Raw genomic sequence first — 15,152 nt, 5'->3', positions numbered from 1 at the left:
CGTCGCGCGAATCATACGTGAATCGTGGGTCGTTTTCATGAAAGACTCGTCAGGACCGGCGATCAGGCCGTTCATCGCTACCGGTGGATACGCAGCTTGACGCCGCCGCGCGGATGCTGGAGTCTTTCCCTTTTCTTCTTCACGGTCTGACTGAAAGAATAGGGCCTGGCGCCACCTCAGGACCAGCCAGTCCGACATCAAGTCTCGGGAACAGTATGCACATTCACATCCTAGGTATCTGCGGCACGTTCATGGGTAGCCTCGCCGTATTGGCGAGGGAGGCGGGGCATAAGGTCACCGGCTCCGACCAGGGCGTGTATCCCCCGATGAGTACGCAGCTCGAAGCCCAGGGCATTGGGCTCATGGAAGGCTACTCTGCCGATAACCTCAAGCCCGAGCCGGACCTGGTGCTGATCGGCAATGCCATGTCCCGGGGCAACCCGGAGGTGGAAGCGGTGCTCAATCGCGGTATCGACTATATGTCCGGCCCTGAATGGCTGACCCGGGAAGTGCTGCGCAAGCGGTGGGTACTTGCGGTGGCCGGCACCCACGGCAAGACAACCACCACATCCATGCTGTTATGGATTCTCGAGCAGGCAGGCTTCGATCCGGGCTATCTGGTCGGTGGCGTGCCGAAGGACTTCAGTGTCTCCGCGCGACTGGGTAGCAGCGACTTCTTCGTGATCGAGGCGGACGAATACGACAGCGCCTTCTTCGACAAACGCTCCAAGTTTGTGCACTACCGCCCACGTACGCTCATCCTGAACAACCTGGAATTCGATCATGCGGACATCTTCGAGAATGTCGAGGCCATCGAGCGCCAGTTCCACCATCTGGTGCGTACGGTGCCGTCCGGGGGGCTGATCGTCCGGCCCGCGCTGGACAAACATCTGGATAACGCTCTGGCCATGGGTTGTTGGAGCAGCCTGCAAACCACCTCAGTGGCCAGTGAGGCGGACACGGTGAACTGGCGTGCCGAATTGCTGGCGGAGGATGGCAGCCAGTTCGTGGTGGTCCATCACGAGCAGCCAGTGGGCTCCGTCCGCTGGACCATGACCGGGATGCACAACGTGCGCAACGCCCTGGCCGCTATCGCTGCCGCTCGTCATGTGGGTGTGACACCAGACCACGCCATCGCGGCACTGTCCCGGTTTTCAGGCGTCAAACGGCGCATGGAGTTGCTGGCGGATGTCCGGGGGATTAAGGTCTATGACGATTTTGCCCACCATCCCACGGCTATTGCCACCACGCTGGACGGCCTGCGCAAGAACGTTGGGGACGACCCTATCATTGCGCTGATCGAGCCGCGTTCAAACACCATGCAGCAGGGCGTCCACCGCGCCACCTTGCTGCCCAGCAGCGAACAGGCCGATCGCGTGATCTGGGCTAACCTGAACGATATGGCCTGGCTGAAAGAACTGGTTCCGGCGGACGATCCCAAACACAGTACAGGCACGTCGGTAGACGCACTGATTGACCGGGTGCTCGAATCGCTGCCGATACCCTGCCATATCGTGATCATGAGTAATGGCGGCTTTGGTGGCATCCACGGCAAGTTGGTCGAGAAACTGGAGCGTCACCTTGGCTGAATCGAGCACACAACGCCCGACCGTTAACCTGGCCCTGACCGGTGCCTCCGGGGCGCAGTACGGGTTGCGCCTATTGCAATGCCTACTGGCCGCCGGGTGTCGCGTGCATTTCATGATCAGCAAGGCCGCCCAGGTTGTGGTGGCTACGGAAACCGAACTGCGTCTGCCGGGCAGCCCTGAATCCATGCAGGCCTACCTGGCGGAAACCTACGGTGCCGATCCGGACCAGCTACTGGTCTTCGGCCGCGAGGACTGGTTTGCGCCGCCCGCATCGGGATCCGGTAGCCGGGCGCCCCTGGTGATTTGCCCGTGTAGCACGGGGACCCTGTCTGCGCTGGCGACCGGAGCAAGCAACAACCTGATCGAGCGGGCAGGGGACGTGGCCCTGAAGGAGCGCCACAAGCTGATCCTGGTACCGCGGGAGGCGCCATACTCCGAAGTCCACCTGGACAATATGCTTCGGCTGACCCGCATGGGCGCGACCATCATGCCGGCCAGTCCCGGCTTCTATCATCGCCCTCAATCCATCGAGGATCTGGTGGATTTTGTGGTGGCCCGTATCCTCGATCACCTGGACTTGCCGCAGGACCTTATGCCGCGATGGGGCCAGGATAGGATCGATCGCAAGCTGGGAAATGCTGGATCCCGGTCAGATGCGGCTAATGCCTCGGAGCAATGAACAGCCCTAGAGCTAATAAACCGGAAAGCCGTTCAGGAAGTTACCCACCTATGAGTATCGATTGGCAAACTACCCCGGCCGCCATCTGGCGCCGCCATCGCAACGCACTCCGTCCCGTGACGACGATCGACCCGGTCAGGCTCGATCAGTTGCTGAACGTCGAGCGCCAGAAAGAGAAACTGGTGGCGAACACCGAGCGGTTCCTGCGCGGCGAGCCGGCCAACAACGTGCTGCTCTGGGGCGCCCGTGGCACGGGTAAGTCCTCACTGATCAAGGCTATTCTCAACACCTATTTCGAGCAGGGCCTGCGCGTCGTCGAGGTGGACCGCGATGACCTGTTATTCCTGCCGGAAATCGTCGACGACCTGCGGGACCTGGACTATCGCTTCGTCATCTTCTCAGACGATCTGTCGTTCGAGCGGGGCGAGGGCACCTACAAGGCGCTGAAGAGTGTGATGGAAGGCTCCATCGAGAGTCCGCCGGAGAATATCAAAGTCTACGCCACGTCCAACCGCCGCCATCTGATGCCGGAATACATGAAGGACAACCAGGCGGCGCAGGTGGTTGACGGCGAACTGCACCCGGGGGAGGCAATTGAGGAGCAAGTCTCCCTCTCTGACCGCTTCGGCCTCTGGTTATCGTTCTACCCGTTCAACCAGGATGAATACCTGGAGCTGGTGGATGCGCTGTTTCCAAAAGTTCGCGACCGGGAAGAGTTGCATAAGGCGGCGATCCGGTTTGCCCTGGGCAAGGGTGGCCGTAGCGGTCGGGCAGCCCAGCATTTCTACAATACCTTTTCCGGTCAGTTCGAGGAGAACTGATCGCGTCGCTTCTATGGGCTCCGTCCGGAGCCCGGTCGTTTTGGTCAACCTGATTGATGCTTTTCACCATTGAGCGCTCGAGGCCTGCAGTCGAGACTTGGTCGACAACATCAAGACCACCACAGAGGTTGACCATGATCCCACGCACGCTATTCGACGCGGACCTGGAAGGTTTCCGCGACTCGGTCCGTAAATTCCTTGAGCAGGAAGCCGTTCCGCACCATGCCCAATGGGAAAAGGACGGTCAGGTCAGCCGGGAAATCTGGCAGAAGGCCGGGGAGCTAGGCTTCCTGTGTCCATGCCTGCCGGAAGAATACGGCGGTGTCGGTGCAGATTTCCGATACAGCGCGGTGATTATGGAAGAGATCGTGAAGGCATCGGCCTCAGGGCTCGGATGGGCGTTGCATTCCGATATCGTCGCACCCTATATCCTTAATTACGGCACCGAAGAACAGAAGAAGAAATACCTGCCCAAACTGGTCACGGGCGAAATGATCGGGGCGATCGCCATGACCGAACCGGGCGCCGGGTCCGACTTGCAGGGTGTGAAGACCAGCGCCATCAAGCACGACGACCACTACCTCTTGAATGGTTCCAAGACGTTCATCACCAACGGCCAGATGGCAGACCTGGTGATCGTCGTCGCCAAGACCGATCCGAAGGAGGGCGCCAAGGGTACCAGTCTGCTGCTGGTGGAAACCGCCTGGGACGGCTTTGAGCGTGGCCAGAACCTGGAGAAGGTGGGCCTGAAGGCACAGGATACATCGGAGCTGTTCTTCCAGGATGTGAAGGTGCCGCTAGAGAACCTGCTGGGTAGTGGCGAAGGCCAGGGCTTCATGCAACTGATGCAGGAACTACCGGCCGAACGGCTGCAGGTGGCCCTCACTGCAGTGGCCGCTGCCGAAGCCGCCTGGGAGTGGACTCGCAGCTACGTGAAGGAGCGCAAGGCATTCGGAAAACCAATCCTCGGCTTCCAGAATACCCGCTTCAAGATGGCGGAAATGAAGGCGGATATCACGGCTGCCCGGGTCTTCGTCGACCGCTGTCTGGAATTGCACCTGGAGAAGAAGCTGGATGTGCCCACGGCAGCCATGCTCAAGCAATGGACCACGGACCTGCAGTGTCGGGTCATGGATGAATGCGTGCAGTTGCACGGGGGCTACGGCTATATGTGGGAGTACCCGGTTGCCCGCGCCTGGGCGGATTCCCGGGTCCAGAGGATCTATGCCGGCACCAATGAGATTATGAAGGAGATCGTTGCCCGTACAATCTGATTGCGGTATCGCTTCCCCGGCAGCCCGTTCGAGGCTGCCGGATTCCGTTTCCTGATCCCGTTACTCAAGTTTACAAATTGCCAAGCGTATCAAGGATAGGCGGCGGCGCTTCGCTTAAAGTGGGTTCCCCGACAACCAGATAATAAGGATAACGGTTGCCACATGACTCGCCCCACGCTATTCGCCGTATGTTCATTGTCGCTCCTGCTCACCGCCTGCGGTGACGGCGAACAGAAGGATAGCCCGGTGGACGGCCGCGACACGGATGGGCTTTACGAGCCATCGGTAGAGAATTACAGCGGTCGGGTGATCGACGGGTACCTGCGCAATGCCCGGGTCTGGCTCGACCTGGATGGCGATTACCAGTATGACGCTGCAGACGTGGAGGTCGTTGTCGGGGTCAATCCCGAACGCACCATCACGCTGGCTGACGGGGAGCCGACGGCCATGAGTGGCGACGGCGGGCGCTTCTCCCTCGATCTTTCCTCGTTTGAGGTCAACCCGACCCTGGCGGCGGATCTCGATCCCACCGATTACCCTCTGGTCGCAATTGTGATTCCCGGTGTAACTGAGGAAGAAACCCACGATGGCTACGTTACTCTGGAGCACGCATACCAGATGTCGGCACCGCCAGGGGAACAGTACGTTACACCCTTGGCTACGATGGTGGACGCACGCCGGGTGTTGGGGATCGGTGCAGTGAATGTATCCTCCGGCCTGGGCGAGATGCTGGGTAATATCAATGTCCTGGGCGATTACATCCGGGCGGGCGATGAGAAGGCTCATGCCTATGCCCGGGCATTGGCGCGCTTCCTGGCCGACCAGTTTCCGGATGAGTTCGAGAATACGGTGGTAGCAAACGAGGGTAAGGTGGGTGTTTTCTCCAGCGAAGCCAGCCGTATCCTGCGACTGAGCCTTAGCGGTCATGTGGGCATGGTGCTCGGCACCGTCGATGCAGCTCTTGGCCCTGGCGGACGTTACGAGAATATCGATATCGGCAGTCTCGACATTCCCCAGGTGCCGCTGGACCTGGAAAACCCCATCCTCTTGCATAAGGTGCTTGTCCGGGCGTCGGTGGATGGCAGCCCCGTTTCGTTGAATACCCTCGACAGCAATCAAAGTAATGTGGCGGAGTTGACTTACCACTACAGCGAGGCTGGTATCCTTCAGTCGATCGAGGCCAATGGCTGTATGAATCCTTCTTTGTTGGAGATCGCTCGGCTGGCCAACGTAGGTGGCAAGGTAAGAGACTTGAATGTCCAGGGGCTGGAAGGATTCTATCTTCGGCACGGCGACAGTCGGGCGCAATATGTGCCTGACGACCCCGAGTCCGTGGACGAGAAACTGACATTCAACTGGGCCGAGCAGAAAGCGGAATTCCGCACGACAACCGGTTGCCACGACCTGGCGCCTTCGTCGGAAATGCCGGTGGAGCCCCAGGTTACCTACAGTTGGACCTATGGCGCTGATGGGCAGGTGCAGGCTATCGGTTCAAGTGGAGGTGGCAGCCTCTCGCCGAGCTACGATACGCGTTCCCGCGATCCAATCTTTTCCTATGAAACGGAAAATCTCGGGGGTCAGGAGCTCATCCTGCAGGAGCAGCCAGATGAATGTGTCGGCGACATCACCGCTGAAAATATGGAAAAGTTCCGCGTCGTGTCGGCCCAGCAGGATTACGTATTTAGCCGCGACCGGGGCGCGATGAATGATCCGCCGGTACCTTCGGATGGCGCGGTCAATCTCACGCTGGATTGGGATACGAGGGACAATGTCACGCGACTGCTGAGGCGTGTCCTCTACGATCACGTGTTATCGACCGGTTCACTTCTGCAATGGGACTATCTACCCGTTACCAGTGAGGCATTTTCCGACGAGGCGCAGCCGAATCTCGTAATGCAGGCCCGCCTCGCGTTATACGACACCGATGACGCCTGGAGCTGCGGTGATGTCCGGGGGACGATTGCGGCTTCGAACCTGTTGGCGGATCTGAGCTATCAGTACATACGGCTATCCGATTATATTGCCGAGAATCAGGATCATGACGAGTAAGGGCGGTGCAGAAAAATTTCAGAGAAAGTGTTTGACAGCGCAAAATACAATGATTAAAGTACGCGCCACTGGTGAGGGGTAACCCGAAATCAGCAGCAGAAAGCCCTTGAAATCATGAGTCTGCATTGACTCGAGTGTGATGGTTAGGGCTTTTGCGAGTCATCTGCCGAGGTGGCGAAATTGGTAGACGCGCTAGCTTCAGGTGCTAGTGGGAGCAATCCCGTGGAGGTTCAAGTCCTCTCCTCGGCACCACTTCTTCCCCCAGGAAGTGGTCATCTAAATCCCGCGTAATCTTTGTTTCCTCCCGTGTGTTAGGTATCTCCGGATTTGCGGGGTTATACTTCAACCACATTCAACCGCAGCCACCCTGTTGTTTTTACCTGTTTTCTGGCTGCCGGACCAAGGCAATTTCTATTAATGGTTTCCAAGAAGAAGACGAATAATGACCCTCACGCCAAACGTGAGGCAGAAAAGTACGAAAATCCTATCCAGAGCCGCGAATTCATCCTGGCGCACCTGCGTCAGCGTGGAGCGCCGGCCACCCACGAAACCCTGTGTACCGAACTCGGGCAAACGTCTGCGGAAGGCATCGAGGCCCTGCGTCGCCGTCTGATCGCGATGTGTCGGGACGGGCAGATGATCTGTAACCGTCGGGGCGCCTACCTGCCCATCGATGAAGCGGATCTGATTACCGGCCGTGTCATGGGTCATCGGGACGGTTTTGGTTTCCTGGTGCCGGACGACGGCAGCAGTGACCTGTTTCTCAGTGCCCGCGAGATGCGTCAGGTGATCCATGGCGATCGTGTGGCGGCACGGGTCGACCAGGTGGACGACCGGGGTCGCCGTGAAGGGCGCATCGTCGAGGTGATCGAGCGCAAGACGCTTCAGATCGTCGGCCGGTTGTTCCGCGAGAGCGGTATTTCATTTGTGGTGCCGGAGAATCCGCGTATCAGCCAGGAAGTGCTGGTCGCCGAGGAGGATTGCGGCGACGCGTGGCATGGCCAGTATGTTGTAGTCGATGTTCTTCGCCATCCGACGGTACGTACGAAGCCTACAGGCCGGGTCGTCGAGGTTCTGGGTGACCACATGGCGCCCGGTATGGAGATCGCGGTCGCCATCCGATCCTACGATATTCCCCATGCCTGGCCGCCCTCCGTCGGCGAGCAGGCAGCGGCCATTCCCGAGACGGTCAGCGAACCGGACAAGGCGCATCGTGTCGACCTGCGGGATCTGCCGCTGGTGACTATCGATGGGGAAGATGCGCGGGACTTCGATGACGCGGTCTTCTGTGAGCGTCGTCCCCGAGGTGGTTTCCGTCTGGTGGTGGCGATAGCGGACGTTTCCCACTATGTGCGTCCAGGTTCGCCGCTGGATGAGCATGCCCAGGAGCGTGGTAACTCGGTTTATTTTCCTGATCACGTAGTGCCCATGCTGCCGGAGAAGCTGTCCAATGGCCTGTGCTCCCTGAATCCCGAAGTGGATCGGTTGTGCCTGGTCAGCGATATGACCATCTCGGCCAACGGGCGCATCAGTAGCTATACATTCTACCAGGCGGTGATGCATTCCAAGGCGCGACTGACCTACAACAAGGTTAGCGACATGCTGGAGCGTCCGGAGTCGGACGTGGGGCAGGAATTGCGAGCACGTTACAATCCGGTGGTTCCCTACCTCGAGGATCTCTACGCCCTTTACAAGGTGCTGCGCGAAGCGCGTACCGAGCGGGGCGCCATTGACTTCGAGACCACCGAAACCCGCGTTATCTTCGATGCATCGCGTAAGATCGAGGAGATCGTTCCGGTCAAACGCAACGACGCCCATAAAATCATCGAGGAGTGCATGCTGTGCGCCAACGTAGCGACGGCGCGTTTCCTCAAGCGTCACGGCATACCGGCGCTCTATCGGGTGCACGATGGGCCTTCGGAAGAGCGGCTCTCAGCGCTGCGTCTGTTCCTGGGCGAGCTTGGACTGCAGCTTGGCGGCGGCGATAAGCCGACATCCGCCGATTTCCAGAACCTGCTCGAATCCATCCGTGAGCGCCCGGATGCGGATGTCATCCAGATGGTGATGCTGCGAACGTTGAGTCAAGCGGTCTACAGTCCCGACGAGAGCGGTCACTTTGGACTCGGTTTTGCCAGCTATACCCATTTCACTTCACCCATCCGCCGTTATCCGGACCTGATCGTCCACCGTGCGATCAAGTCGGTGATCCATGGCAGTGAGGACGACAAGACTGTCGTGCAGCCGGACAAGCGCGATCGCGAGCTGGCGGAGTATCCCTACGACCATGCCCGCATGGTGCAGCTTGGCGAACACTGCTCGATGACCGAGCGCCGCGCCGATGATGCCACGAGGGATGTAATGGCCTGGCTCAAGTGCGAGTACCTGCAGGAGCATGTGGGCGAGGAATTCGACGGCATCATTGCCTCGGTCGTGCCCTTTGGCTTCTTCGTCGAGCTGGCTGGTATCTATATCGAGGGTCTGGTGCACGTTTCCACGCTGAGTGGCGACTACTTCCATCATGATGCGGCCAAGCATCGACTGGTGGGTGAGCGTACCGCGATCAGTTTCCGGCTGGGTGACGCCGTCCGCGTACAAGTGGTCCGCGTCGGTCTGGAGGATCGCAAGATCGACCTGGAGCTGATCAGTCAGCCCCGTCGACGCAAGGCGGACCGGGATGCGCTGCCGGAGAAGGGCGAGCGAGGCAAGCGGCGCGACGACCGTGGGTCCCGATCGCGTAATGGCGCCAGCGAGAAGCGAGGCAAAGGCGGCAAGAGAGGCGGAAGCAGTAAGAAAGGCAAAGACGGCAAGCCGATGTCCGCCAAGGAAGCCCTCGCTCAGGAGGCTGCACGGGAAGCGCGCAAGAAGTCGACCGGGAAATCCTCCGCTGGAAAGTCCGGCGGTAAATCCGGCAAGGCAGGGGCTGGCCGCCAGTCTGCCGGTGGTGGCAAGCCGAAATCGCGTAAGGGTCGATAAGTGTCGCAGGAATTTGTCTTTGGCTGGCACGCCGTGGATGCGGTGCTCCAGCGTGAGCCGGGTCGTTTGCAGCAGGTCTGGATCCAGACCGGGCGTGAAGACAAGCGGGTCCGTTCTATTACCGAAAACCTCGATCGCCTGGGCGTCAAGTGGCAGGTGGTCCATCGCAAGGAGCTGGATGCCCGGGTCGCTGGTGTGCACCAGGGGATTGTTGCGCAGGTCGCGCCAAGTCGTGAGTGGCAGGAAAACGACCTGCTGGAAGCGATCGCGGGTTGGGATGCGCCGTTCCTGCTGATCCTGGATGGCGTTACCGATCCCCATAACCTGGGAGCCTGCCTGCGTAGTGCTGATGCGGCCGGCGTGCAGGCGGTGATTGTGCCCAAGGATAAATCGGCTTCGCTAAATCCCACTGTGCGTAAAGTCGCCTGCGGTGCAGCCGAGTCCGTGCCGCTGGTGCGGGTGACCAATCTGGCGCGTTTCATGCGCGCACTCCAGGACGCGGGCGTCTGGGTGATCGGAACGGCCGGCGAAGCTGATGCGACGCTCTATCAGGCCGATTTCCGTGGGCCGGTGGCGCTGGTGATGGGCGCTGAAGGTAAAGGGATGCGCCGATTGACGCGGGAGCACTGCGACGCACTCATCAATATTCCCATGCGTGGGCAGGTGGATAGTCTCAACGTATCGGTCGCTACCGGCGTCTGTCTCTACGAGGCGTTGCGACAGCGATCACAATAGTCCTTCATCTCGAAACTTTTCGCATTCAATACCTCCGCCCCTTGCATTGAGCCTGGGCCTTGCCTAAAATACGCCACCCCTTGAATTGGGGGTGGTTTTCTATTGCCTGACACATTGGTCAGCGCCGGCAAAAACCAGCAACGAAAATGGTACCTGGTACCAACTCCTTGCTTCTTGCGGGCCCCCGTCCTGTCGGAAGCTGCTTAAACCGTAGGGAGAACTCATGCGTCACTACGAAATCGTATTTATGGTACACCCCGATCAGAGCGAGCAGGTGCCCGCGATGATCGAGCGTTACAGCAACAGCATCACCGAATCCGGTGGCGCTGTTCACCGTCTTGAAGACTGGGGCCGTCGTCACCTGGCGTACCCGATCAACAAGATCCACAAGGCTCACTACGTGCTGATGAACGTTGAATGTTCCCAGCCCGTGCTCGACGAGCTGACCCACAACTTCCGCTTCAACGATGCGATCATCCGCGACCTGGTTATCCGTCGCGATGATGCCGACACCGCGCCGTCTCCGATGAAAGCATCAGAGAATCGCGAAGAGCGCCGCTCTGGTGGTGATGATCGTCCGCGTCGTTCTTCGGAGTCCAGCGAGCGTCGTCAGACCGCTGGCGCCGAGGAAGAAGAGTAATTTACCAACGGTTGTTGAGGAGTTAACACATGGCTCGTTTTTTCAGACGTCGTAAATTCTGCCGCTTCACGGCAGAAGGTGTTAAAGAGATCGATTACAAGGATCTGGACACCCTGAAAGGCTACATCACTGAAACTGGCAAGATCGTGCCCAGCCGTATTACCGGCACCAAGGCACGTTATCAGCGTCAGCTGGCTACCGCGGTCAAGCGCGCACGCTATCTGGCCCTGCTGCCGTATACCGATAGCCACGACAATTAAGTAACACAAGGACTCGGGACCATGCGTGCATTAGCGCAATTTGCGATGCGCGGTCCCCTGCAGGCAAGTGGGGTAGCAGCGGTTACGACTGCGGTTCCCCTTCTTTTCTGGATTGGAGCGGCCGTTGTCGGCCTGGTCATTTTGCGACTGGGCCTCTCCCAGGGGCTTAATGTCGGGCTCTGGGCGCTGCTTCCGGCTCTGGGATGGAGCTGGTTCGGCAACGATCCGACGGCGCTGTTCGTTTTGGTCCAGGTTGTAGTGATGGTCGCCGTTTTGCGCGCCACCACTTCTTGGGAAAAAACACTGCTGACGGGAAGCGGTCTGGCATTGGTTACCGGTGTGTTACTGCCGGTGTTCTTCCCCCAGCTGCTCAAGGATCTGGTCGATACCGCGGTTGCTTTCTATCAGCAGTACAACCCGGATGTGGCCAGTGAGCTGGGCGGACGACTGGAAAGTGTCGTCGGTCGGGTGATGACGGCGAGCATGGCAGGGACCTACCTGATCATTGCTGTGGCCGTTGCCCTGCTGGCCCGCAACTGGCAAGCGAAGCTGTACAACCCGGGCGGGTTCCGGGCTGAGTTTCATGCGTTGCGGCTGAGTCGTCCTGTGGCGGTACTCTGTGTGGCGGCCATGTTCATCGCGCCGGTATTGGACCTGAATCCGGTCCTGGTGAGTTGGGCGGCTGGTCTCCCGCTGCTGATTGCAGGTCTGGGGATGATCCACGGTATCGTTGGCGCCCGGAAGATGAGTGTCCAGTGGTTGGTACTGTTTTACATCGCCCTGGTGCTCCTGAGCCCGAGTCTGATGTTGTTGTTACTGATATTGGCGTTTGTGGATAGCTGGCTGGATTTCAGGGGAAGAATCAAACCCTCTGGGCCGGCAGAATAAAGTACGCGATAAAGTACGAAGAGGTTAACGAGATGGAAGTTATTCTGCTCGAGAAAGTCGCAAACCTGGGCTCCCTGGGAGACAAGGTCAAAGTAAAAGCGGGTTACGGTCGTAACTTCCTGCTGCCGTTCGGCAAAGCAGTTCCGGCGACCGAAACCAACGTCAAGGAATTCGAAGCGCGTCGCGCCGAACTGGAAAAGGCAGCCGCCGACAAACTGTCTGCAGCCCAGACCCGCGCCGAAGCCCTTGAGGGTGCGTCCTTCACCATCACTTCCAAAGCAGGTGACGAAGGCAAGCTGTTCGGTTCTATCGGTGTTCGCGACATTGCTGACGCGATCAGCACCGGCGGCACCGAAGTCGAGAAGAGCGAAGTGCGTATGCCGGAAGGCCCGATCCGCGCGGTCGGCGAGTACGATATCGAGCTCCAGCTGCACACTGACGTTGTAACGACCGTTAAGGTTACTGTCGTCGCAGAATAAGTCGTTGAGCCGGCCGACGTCTTGACCAAGGACGCGGCTGGAAACGAACGATTCGTGATACGGCTGTGCCAAAAGGCCCGGCGGACCCTTTGTGTCTGCCGGGCCTTTTTTGTCCTGTTACAGTTGGTTTCTTCTTTTAGCGCTGGCTTGTCGATACTCTCGCCGCCGGTTATCTTTAGGGACTTCCCATAGATCGCGGTGAGCTGGTCGACCTCCATCCTGTCATTCTGAATACGCGGTATCATGGCCAATCCCATCACTAAACAAGCCATTTCAGACGCCGATACGTCCCGTATCAAGGTGCCTCCACACTCCATAGAAGCCGAGCAGGCCGTCCTTGGCGGGCTGATGCTCGACAACAGTAAATGGGATGCAGTGTCAGAGGTTATTTCCGCCGGCGATTTCTATCGCCAGGATCATCGCCTGATCTTTGGCGCGATCGAACGCCTCGCCGGGGAAGGGGAGCCGCTCGACGTGGTTACCCTGAGCGAGTTCCTGGAGCGGGCCGGGGATATGGAGGATGCCGGCGGCTTGCAATACCTGGCTGAGATGGCGGAGAAGACGCCGGGCGCCTCGAATATCAAGGCCTACGCCACCATCGTGCGGGAACGGTCGGTCCTGCGGCAGCTGATTTCGGTTTCCGGCGATATCGCCGATTCTGCATTCAACCCCAAGGGCCGTACCAGTGACGAGTTGCTGGACGAGGCCGAGCGCAACGTCTTCCAGATCGCCGAATCGCGGACCAAGGAAGGCTCGGGTCCGCAGGCGATCAACCCGATCCTGACCAAGGCCTTGGGGCGCATCGAGGAGCTGTTCGAATCCGGCGATGCCATCACCGGTATCACAACCGGCTTCAAGGATCTGGACGAATGGACGTCCGGTATGCAGCCGTCGGATCTGATCATCATCGCGGGACGTCCCTCCATGGGTAAGACCACGTTCTCCATGAACGTGGTGGAAAACGCCTTGCTGGGCAGCAATAAACCCGCCCTGGTGTTCAGTATGGAGATGCCCGCCGACTCCATCGTTATGCGTATGCTGTCGTCCCTGGGGCGTATCGACCAGACCCGCATGCGTAGCGGCCGCCTCGAAGAGGATGACTGGCCGAGATTGACATCGGCCGTCAGTTTGCTCAAAGACAAGCCGCTCTATATCGATGACACCCCGGGCCTGAGTCCGACCGAAATGCGCTCGCGAGCACGCCGCGTGGCTCGCGAGAACAACGGCGAGATCGGCCTGATCATGGTGGATTACCTTCAGTTGATGCGGGTGCCGGGCAATACCGAGGGCCGGACTGCGGAGATTTCTGAGATTTCACGCTCACTCAAGGCCCTGGCCAAGGAGCTGCAGTGCCCCGTGGTGGCACTGTCACAGCTCAACCGAAGTCTGGAGCAGCGGCCCAACAAGCGGCCGGTTAACTCGGACCTGCGTGAATCCGGTGCGATCGAGCAGGACGCCGACGTGATCATGTTCATATACCGGGATGAGGTCTACCACGAAGACACGCCGGACAAGGGTATCGCCGAGATCATCATCGGTAAGCAGCGGAACGGTCCTATTGGTACCGTCAGGCTGGCCTTCCTCGGCAAGTACACCAAGTTCGAAGATCTGGCGCACGGCGATTATGGCGGTGATTACTGATGGGGCGCCAGACCCGCGCACGCGTTGACCTTGATGCGCTGCGCCACAACTATCGTTTGGCTTGTCGCCATGCCGGTCAAGCCGAGGCGATGGCCGTGGTTAAGGCCGATGGCTACGGCCATGGTCTGGAAGCGGTTGCCCGTGCTTTGCAGGGCGAGACGCGGCGCTATGCAGTCGCCTGTCTGGAGGAAGCTGAACGCCTGCGCGAGGCGGGTCTGAGCCAGCCGGTTGTGTTGCTCCAGGGGTTTCACGAGGCTGCGGATATCGCGACCTGCGTGAGCCTGCGACTGGAGCCCGTTATCCACAGTGAACACCAGCTGGCTGCCATCGAACAGGCCCTCCTGGCCGGGCCGATCAGCGTCTGGCTAAAAGTAAATACGGGGATGAATCGTCTTGGGTTCTTGCCCCCCGAAGTCGATGCCCTGGTCAGTCGCATTCTGCGTCTTCAAGGGGTAACGCTGCTGGGCATGGTGACCCACTATGCCTGTGCCGATGATCGTGATGAAGAGATGACCGCCCAGCAGAATGCTGTCTTCGCTGAACTCGCCCGGCGCTATCCGGACCTGCTGTTCAGTGCCGCGAATTCTGCCGGCCACTTCCGTGAATCCTCACCCCGTTTCGATTGGACGCGTCCGGGCATCATGCTCTACGGTGCCACGCCGATGATCGCCGAATCTGCCGCCGAGCTTGGGCTGCGTTCAGTTATGACCCTGGAATCCCAGCTGACTGCCGTACGAACCCTGCAGCCGGGTGAAACCGTCGGCTATGGCGCCAGCTGGCGGGCCGAGCGTCCCACGCCCATGGGCATCGTCAGCATCGGTTATGGCGATGGCTATCCGCGACACGCGCCTACCGGCACACCCATCTGGATCGGTAACGCCCGGGTGGCCACCCTGGGGCGGGTTTCCATGGATATGCTGGCGGTGGACCTGACAGCCGCGCCATATGCCAAGCCGGGGGACCCTGTGGAGCTGTGGGGCGCCAATCTTCCCGTGGATGAAGTCGCACGATACGCTGGAACCATTGGCTACGAGCTACTGACAGGCGTAACCGCGCGGGTGCCGCGGGTCTACTCCGAGTGAAGCGGTAACGGCGCAAGAAAAGGGTGCCCCCGCGCCCCGGTA

The 15,152-nt window shown here is 59.5% G+C and carries 13 protein-coding genes and 1 tRNA gene; all 14 read left to right on the top strand.

From position 1 onward, the window contains the following. Positions 1–215: 215 nt before the first annotated feature. Complete coding sequence (gene mpl, locus RE428_RS17945) at positions 216–1,589, top strand: UDP-N-acetylmuramate:L-alanyl-gamma-D-glutamyl-meso-diaminopimelate ligase (RefSeq protein ID WP_004583315.1); 1,374 nt, start codon at positions 216–218, stop codon at positions 1,587–1,589. Further along, entirely contained in the window at positions 1,582–2,268 is a 687-nt protein-coding gene (locus RE428_RS17940) for a flavin prenyltransferase UbiX (protein ID WP_004583314.1), read from the top strand. The genes mpl and RE428_RS17940 overlap by 8 nt, the downstream gene beginning before the upstream one ends. A gap of 50 nt (positions 2,269–2,318) precedes the next feature. Then, positions 2,319–3,089 carry an ATP-binding protein gene (locus tag RE428_RS17935; RefSeq protein ID WP_004583313.1) on the top strand — a complete coding sequence of 257 codons (771 nt, stop codon included), beginning with the start codon at positions 2,319–2,321 and terminating at the stop codon, positions 3,087–3,089. A 134-nt stretch (positions 3,090–3,223) separates the two neighbouring features. Beyond that, positions 3,224–4,363 carry an acyl-CoA dehydrogenase family protein gene (locus RE428_RS17930; RefSeq protein WP_004583312.1) on the top strand — a complete coding sequence of 380 codons (1,140 nt, stop codon included), beginning with the start codon at positions 3,224–3,226 and terminating at the stop codon, positions 4,361–4,363. A 162-nt stretch (positions 4,364–4,525) separates the two neighbouring features. Further along, entirely contained in the window at positions 4,526–6,412 is a 1,887-nt protein-coding gene (locus RE428_RS17925) for a hypothetical protein (RefSeq protein ID WP_004583311.1), read from the top strand. Positions 6,413–6,577: 165 nt separating this feature from the next. Continuing rightward, positions 6,578–6,664: transfer RNA gene (locus RE428_RS17920), tRNA-Leu, on the top strand. A 165-nt stretch (positions 6,665–6,829) separates the two neighbouring features. Then, positions 6,830–9,385 (top strand): ribonuclease R, encoded by a 2,556-nt coding sequence (rnr, locus tag RE428_RS17915; RefSeq protein ID WP_004583310.1) that lies wholly within the window; start codon positions 6,830–6,832, stop codon positions 9,383–9,385. Further along, positions 9,386–10,120 carry a 23S rRNA (guanosine(2251)-2'-O)-methyltransferase RlmB gene (gene rlmB, locus RE428_RS17910; protein WP_004583309.1) on the top strand — a complete coding sequence of 245 codons (735 nt, stop codon included), beginning with the start codon at positions 9,386–9,388 and terminating at the stop codon, positions 10,118–10,120. It begins immediately after the preceding gene. A gap of 223 nt (positions 10,121–10,343) precedes the next feature. After that, positions 10,344–10,760, top strand: coding sequence for a 30S ribosomal protein S6 (gene rpsF / locus RE428_RS17905; RefSeq protein ID WP_004583308.1), 417 nt, complete (start codon positions 10,344–10,346; stop codon positions 10,758–10,760). Between the two features lie 29 nt (positions 10,761–10,789). Then, positions 10,790–11,020 (top strand): 30S ribosomal protein S18, encoded by a 231-nt coding sequence (rpsR, locus tag RE428_RS17900; protein WP_004583307.1) that lies wholly within the window; start codon positions 10,790–10,792, stop codon positions 11,018–11,020. 21 nt (positions 11,021–11,041) lie between these two features. Then, entirely contained in the window at positions 11,042–11,908 is an 867-nt protein-coding gene (locus RE428_RS17895; RefSeq protein ID WP_004583306.1) for a hypothetical protein, read from the top strand. A 32-nt stretch (positions 11,909–11,940) separates the two neighbouring features. Further along, positions 11,941–12,387 carry a 50S ribosomal protein L9 gene (gene rplI / locus RE428_RS17890; protein ID WP_004583305.1) on the top strand — a complete coding sequence of 149 codons (447 nt, stop codon included), beginning with the start codon at positions 11,941–11,943 and terminating at the stop codon, positions 12,385–12,387. Between the two features lie 243 nt (positions 12,388–12,630). Then, the gene (dnaB, locus tag RE428_RS17885) at positions 12,631–14,028 is read left to right on the top strand and encodes a replicative DNA helicase (protein ID WP_004583304.1); all 1,398 of its coding nucleotides are present in this window, start codon (positions 12,631–12,633) and stop codon (positions 14,026–14,028) included. Beyond that, entirely contained in the window at positions 14,028–15,110 is a 1,083-nt protein-coding gene (gene alr, locus RE428_RS17880; protein WP_004583303.1) for an alanine racemase, read from the top strand. Before dnaB ends, alr begins: the two co-directional genes overlap by 1 nt. Positions 15,111–15,152 lie beyond the last annotated feature (42 nt).

The sequence above is a fragment of the Marinobacter nanhaiticus D15-8W genome (assembly GCF_036511935.1).
Taxonomy (GTDB): Bacteria; Pseudomonadota; Gammaproteobacteria; order Pseudomonadales; family Oleiphilaceae; genus Marinobacter_A; species Marinobacter_A nanhaiticus.
Note: the sequence above shows the minus strand (reverse complement) of the source record. Positions and strands in the feature narration are given on the sequence as shown.

What these genes read in the sequence shown, in the direction of transcription:
- mpl (WP_004583315.1), top strand. Translation starts at nt 216, where the DNA reads ATGCACATTCACATCCTAGGTATCTGCGGCACGTTCATGGGTAGCCTC.
- RE428_RS17935 (WP_004583313.1), top strand. Translation starts at nt 2,319, where the DNA reads ATGAGTATCGATTGGCAAACTACCCCGGCCGCCATCTGGCGCCGCCAT.
- RE428_RS17930 (WP_004583312.1), top strand. Translation starts at nt 3,224, where the DNA reads ATGATCCCACGCACGCTATTCGACGCGGACCTGGAAGGTTTCCGCGAC.
- RE428_RS17925 (WP_004583311.1), top strand. Translation starts at nt 4,526, where the DNA reads ATGACTCGCCCCACGCTATTCGCCGTATGTTCATTGTCGCTCCTGCTC.
- rnr (WP_004583310.1), top strand. Translation starts at nt 6,830, where the DNA reads ATGGTTTCCAAGAAGAAGACGAATAATGACCCTCACGCCAAACGTGAG.
- rpsF (WP_004583308.1), top strand. Translation starts at nt 10,344, where the DNA reads ATGCGTCACTACGAAATCGTATTTATGGTACACCCCGATCAGAGCGAG.
- rpsR (WP_004583307.1), top strand. Translation starts at nt 10,790, where the DNA reads ATGGCTCGTTTTTTCAGACGTCGTAAATTCTGCCGCTTCACGGCAGAA.
- RE428_RS17895 (WP_004583306.1), top strand. Translation starts at nt 11,042, where the DNA reads ATGCGTGCATTAGCGCAATTTGCGATGCGCGGTCCCCTGCAGGCAAGT.
- rplI (WP_004583305.1), top strand. Translation starts at nt 11,941, where the DNA reads ATGGAAGTTATTCTGCTCGAGAAAGTCGCAAACCTGGGCTCCCTGGGA.
- dnaB (WP_004583304.1), top strand. Translation starts at nt 12,631, where the DNA reads ATGGCCAATCCCATCACTAAACAAGCCATTTCAGACGCCGATACGTCC.
- alr (WP_004583303.1), top strand. Translation starts at nt 14,028, where the DNA reads ATGGGGCGCCAGACCCGCGCACGCGTTGACCTTGATGCGCTGCGCCAC.